The sequence below is a fragment of the Frateuria sp. genome, assembly GCF_013362045.1.
GTDB lineage: Bacteria > Pseudomonadota > Gammaproteobacteria > Xanthomonadales > Rhodanobacteraceae > Frateuria_A.
Window position 1 is genome coordinate 1 of record NZ_JABFWW010000118.1, and the last position, 4,630, is coordinate 4,630.

General features: G+C 69.6%; 5 protein-coding genes. All 5 read left to right on the forward strand.

Features of this window, described 5'->3' with window-relative positions; translation table 11 throughout:
* Positions 1–132 precede the first annotated feature (132 nt).
* The 5 genes from HOQ08_RS05400 to HOQ08_RS05420 all read left to right on the forward strand — a co-directional run bounded on the left by HOQ08_RS05400 (position 133) and on the right by HOQ08_RS05420 (position 4,527).
* The gene (locus HOQ08_RS05400) at positions 133–1,005 is read left to right on the forward strand and encodes a protein-glutamate O-methyltransferase CheR (RefSeq protein WP_291192353.1); all 873 of its coding nucleotides are present in this window, start codon (positions 133–135) and stop codon (positions 1,003–1,005) included.
* Positions 1,002–1,652, forward strand: a complete 651-nt coding sequence (cheD, locus tag HOQ08_RS05405) for a chemoreceptor glutamine deamidase CheD (protein WP_291192354.1) — start codon at positions 1,002–1,004, stop codon at positions 1,650–1,652. The genes HOQ08_RS05400 and cheD overlap by 4 nt, the downstream gene beginning before the upstream one ends.
* 133 nt (positions 1,653–1,785) lie before the next feature.
* Positions 1,786–2,886, forward strand: coding sequence for a chemotaxis response regulator protein-glutamate methylesterase (locus tag HOQ08_RS05410; protein WP_291192355.1), 1,101 nt, complete (start codon positions 1,786–1,788; stop codon positions 2,884–2,886).
* 16 nt (positions 2,887–2,902) lie between these two features.
* Positions 2,903–4,078 (forward strand): methyl-accepting chemotaxis protein, encoded by a 1,176-nt coding sequence (locus HOQ08_RS05415; RefSeq protein WP_291192356.1) that lies wholly within the window; start codon positions 2,903–2,905, stop codon positions 4,076–4,078.
* A gap of 149 nt (positions 4,079–4,227) precedes the next feature.
* Positions 4,228–4,527 carry an STAS domain-containing protein gene (locus HOQ08_RS05420; protein ID WP_343203813.1) on the forward strand — a complete coding sequence of 100 codons (300 nt, stop codon included), beginning with the start codon at positions 4,228–4,230 and terminating at the stop codon, positions 4,525–4,527.
* Positions 4,528–4,630: the final 103 nt, after the last annotated feature.

Consider the following 4,630-nt stretch of genomic DNA (forward strand, 5'->3'; position numbering starts at 1 on the left):
CCGGCCGGCGGTGGTCGCCGAGGCCGAGGCCGTGTTCGCCGCCGTGCGCAAGACCGCCGCGCCGCGCGCGGTGCGCGTGGTCGAGCCGATGGCCGCGGTGGCCGACGCGGGCGCCTGGAAGGAGTTCTGAGCATGAATGCGGTCGCCGACCACGACATCACGGCCGGCCTGGCCGGCCCGGTGCTCGGCGACGGCGACTTCCAGTTCCTGCGCGCCTTCGTCTACGAGCATTGCGGCATCGCGCTCAGCGAGCAGAAGCGCCAGCTGGTCCAGGGCCGCCTCGTGCGCCGGCTGCGCGCGCTCGGCATGAAGCATTTCGGCGCCTATTGCGAGCTGCTGCGCACCGATCCGGACAGCGAGCTCGGCGAGCTGGCCAGCGCGATCAGCACCAACGTCACGGCGTTCTTCCGCGAGGTGCACCACTTCGAGGCGCTGGCCGACGAGATGCTGCCGCGCTGGCTGGATACCAGGCGCCGCGAGTGCGACCGCCTGCGCATCTGGTCGGCCGGCTGCTCCAGCGGCGAGGAACCGTATTCGCTGGCCATGGTGCTGGCCGAGGCGCTGGATCGCTGCGGCCGCAAGGTGGACGCGAAGATCCTCGCCACCGACCTCTCGCCGGCAGCATTGGCCACGGCGCGAAAGGGCGTCTATCCGATCGACCGGATCGAAGGCGTCAGCGAGGAACGGCGCCGGCGCTGGTTCCTGCGCGGCGAGGGCGAATATGCGGGCCTGGCCTGCGTGCATCCGCGGCTGCGCGAGCTCACCACCATCCTGCCGCTCAACCTGCTGCACGAGTGGCCGATGCAGGGGCCGTTCGACGCGATCTTCTGCCGCAACGTGGTCATCTATTTCGACCAGCCGACCAAGCAGAAGCTGTTCAGCCGCTTCGCCCAGCTGCTGTCCGCCGGTGGCCCGCTGTTCCTGGGCCACTCCGAATCCATGCACGGTCTTTCCGACGACTTCGAACTGATCGGCCGCACCATCTACCGGAAGAAGACCGCATGACCCAGGTCGTCGCGAGGCTGCCGCAAGGCCAGCCCATCGCACCCGCTCTACCCGGCTTCGAGCATTTGCGCAGGTTCTGGGACCCGATCCACCAGTGCGTCACCGCCAAGGTGCTGCCGGGCGAGTTCTACGTGAGCGCGCAGGAGGAAATGATCTCCACCGTGCTCGGCTCCTGCATCTCCGCCTGCATCCGCGACCGGCGCCGGCGCGTGGGCGGCATGAACCACTTCATGCTGCCCGAGCCGGTGGGCGAGCGCGACAGCTGGTCGGCCGCGGTCGGCCGCGCGGCGCGCTACGGCTCGGACGCGATGGAGCAGCTGATCAACGCCATCCTCAAGGCCGGCGGCCAGCGCCAGGACCTGGAGGTGAAGGTGTTCGGCGGCGGCCGCGTGCTGGCGCAGATGACCGACGTGGGGCGGCGCAACATCGAGTTCGTGCAGCGCTACCTGGCGACCGAAAAGCTCGAGGTGGCGGCCTCCGACCTGGGCGACGTGTATCCGCGCCAGGTCCAGTTCTTCCCGGCCAGCGGCAAGGTGCGCGTGCGCCAGCTGCGCGGCGCCCGGGACGCGGCGCTGGTCGACGACGAGCGGTATTACCTCAAGCGTTTGGCAAACGATCCGATAAAGGGAGAGGTGGAGCTGTTCTGACCGGTGGCGCTGGGCCGTGGGGGCGCGGCATCCGCCGTTCCGGCGGTTCCTCCCGCGGCGCAGGCGGATCAACGCCCTCACGACCCAGCGCCACCGCTCCACCCACATCGAAGGCAAGGTCGAGACATACGGCATGGAAAAGGTGCGAGTTCTGGTGGTCGACGATTCCGCACTGGTGCGCAAGCTCCTGTCGACCATGCTTGCCTCCGATCCGCAGATCGAGGTGATCGGCACCGCGCCGGACCCGCTGATCGCGCGCGACAAGATCAAGCAGCTCAACCCCGACGTGCTCACGCTGGACGTCGAGATGCCGCGCATGGACGGCCTGACCTTCCTCGAAAACCTGATGCGGCTGCGGCCGATGCCGGTGGTGATGGTGTCCTCGCTGACCGAGCAGGGCGCCGACGTCACCCTGCGCGCGCTGGAGCTGGGCGCGGTGGATTTCTTCACCAAGCCCTCCAGCGACCTGGCCAGCACCTTCACCGACAGCGCGCAGGACATCTGCGCCAAGGTCAAGGCGGCCGCCCGCTCCAAGCCGCGCGCGCGCACCGCCGTGCGCAAGCTGGACGTGGCGCCGCGGCTGTCCGCCGACGCCGTGCTGCCGTTGTCGCAATCGGCCGGCACGCGCGGCGGCAACGCGATCATCGCCATCGGCGCCTCCACCGGCGGCACCGAGGCGATCCGCGTGGTGCTCGAGGCGATGCCGCCGGACGCGCCGCCGATCGTGATCACCCAGCACATTCCCGCCGCCTTCAGCGGCCCGTTCGCGGCGCGCATGAACAATTGCTCGGCGATGCGCGTGGGCGAGGCGCGCGATGGTCAGCCGATCCAGCAGGGCCATGCCTACATCGCGCCGGGCGGCCAGCACCTGCTGGTGATGTGGGACGGCGCACGCCACGTCTGCCGCCTGCACGACGGCCCGCCGGTGAACCGCCACAAGCCCAGCGTCGACGTGCTGTTCCGTTCGATGGCCGCCAGCGTGGGCAAGGCCACCGTCGCCGCGGTGCTCACCGGCATGGGCGACGACGGCGCGCGCGGCCTGCTGGAACTGTCCCAGGCCGGTGCGGCCACGCTGGTGCAGGACGAAGACAGCTCGGTGGTGTGGGGCATGCCCGGCGCCGCCTTCAAGCTCGGTGCCGCGCGCGAAGCGCTTCCCCTCGACCAGATTGCCGCGCGCCTGCTGAGGCTGGCGCGCCAACCCCTCGACAGCGCACCGCGCGCCGCCGCCCATTGATCACGGAAGAAATTCCATGAATGCCATCCTCTCCTTCTTCCACACCCGCCACCTGGTCGGCTTCTCGGCCAGCGCCGCCGCGCTGCTGGTCAGCCTTCTGTGGCACCCGGCCTGGCTGGCGCCGGTGCTGGTGATCGCGCTGGCCGCGGCGTGGATCGTCGAAGCGCGCCGTGGCACGGTGCCGGTCGAAGCGCCGGCCGAGGTGGACAGCACACCGGTGCGCGAGGCGCTGGAAGACGTGCGCAGCGCGCTGGTGGACGAACTGGGCCACGCCACGCGCGAGCTGCACCAGGCGCTGGACCTGCTGCGCGACGCCGTACTGGAACTGGGTGGCGGCTTCGACGGCCTGTCGCAGAAGACCGGCCTGCAGCAGTCGCTGCTCAAGCAGATCATCGACGTGCAGAACGGCGGCGTGTCCGTGCAGGACTTCGCCGCGCGCACCGGCGACCTGCTCGAGCACTTCGTCGGCATGATCGTGCAGATGTCGCGCGAGAGCCTGCGCATCGTCTACCGCATCGACGGCATGGCCAAGGAAATGGACGCCGTGTTCGGCCTGCTCAAGAACGTCAACACCATCGCCGAGGAGACCAACCTGCTGGCGCTGAACGCCTCGATCGAGGCGGCGCGCGCGGGCGAATCCGGCCGCGGCTTCGCGGTGGTCGCCGGCGAGATCCGCAACCTCGCCAGCAATTCCAACCAGTTCAACGAGCAGATCGGCAGCCACGTCGAGCGCGCCCGCGCCGCGATGGAGCAGCTGCGCGGCCTGGTCGGCACGATGGCCTCGCAGGACTTGAACGTCGCGCTGTCGGCCAAGGGCGGCATCGACGCCATGATGGCCCACGTCACCGAATCCGACGCGCGCACCAGTGCGGTGGCCGACCAGGTGGTGGAGATCAACCGCGGCCTGGGTTCGGACGTGTCCACCACGATCCGCTCGCTGCAGTTCGAGGACATCCTGAGCCAGCTGCTGCACCAGACCCGCACGCGCCTGGTCGAACTGCAGGAGATCACTGCCGACTGCACCCGCGACATCGAGGAACTGGCCTGCAGCAGGATCGACGCCGAGGCGCTGGAGGCGCGCGCCCTGCGGGTGCGCGCCCGCCTGGCGATCCAGCGCGAAAAGGCCCGCCTGCGCTCGCGCGGTCCCGCGCTGCAGAGTTCGATGGACGCAGGCGAGATCGAGCTCTTCTGAACCGTAGACCGGAAAGGCGCCTCCCGCGCTTTTCCGGTTCGCTCGAGTCCGGCATGCGCCCGGCCTCGGCTCTGCCCATCGGACCTGGGTCCGCTGGGCGCGCGATCCATCCGTGGATCGCGTTTTGCCTCCGGAGTAAACCGATGAGCATCAACGTCCACCACGACAGCGACACCGACTGCCTGACCCTGCACCTGGGCGAGCACTTCGACTTCAGCGTGCACCGCGACTTCCACGACGCCTGCCTCGGCTCCGGCCTCAAGGCGCGCAGCTACGTGGTCGACCTGGGCGAAGTCACCTGCATGGACAGCTCGGCGCTGGGCATGCTGCTGCTGCTGCGCGAGCACGCCGGCGCCGACCGCGCCGAGATCCGCATCGTCAACGCGCGCGACGAACTGCGCGGCACGTTGCGCGTAGCGGGTTTCGACAAGTTGTTCGTGCTGCACTGAGGCCGCTTTTGTTCTCTTCCTGTGGGGGGCTCGGCTTCTGCTCCTCGTGCTTTGCTCCCTCTCCCTTTTGGGGAGAGGGCTGGGGTGAGGGGCGGGTGCCCGC

Bases quoted from the DNA above. Each gene is read 5' to 3' on its own strand.
- HOQ08_RS05415 (WP_291192356.1), top strand. From the start codon at position 2,903: ATGAATGCCATCCTCTCCTTCTTCCACACCCGCCACCTGGTCGGCTTC.
- HOQ08_RS05400 (WP_291192353.1), top strand. From the start codon at position 133: ATGAATGCGGTCGCCGACCACGACATCACGGCCGGCCTGGCCGGCCCG.
- cheD (WP_291192354.1), top strand. From the start codon at position 1,002: ATGACCCAGGTCGTCGCGAGGCTGCCGCAAGGCCAGCCCATCGCACCC.
- HOQ08_RS05410 (WP_291192355.1), top strand. From the start codon at position 1,786: ATGGAAAAGGTGCGAGTTCTGGTGGTCGACGATTCCGCACTGGTGCGC.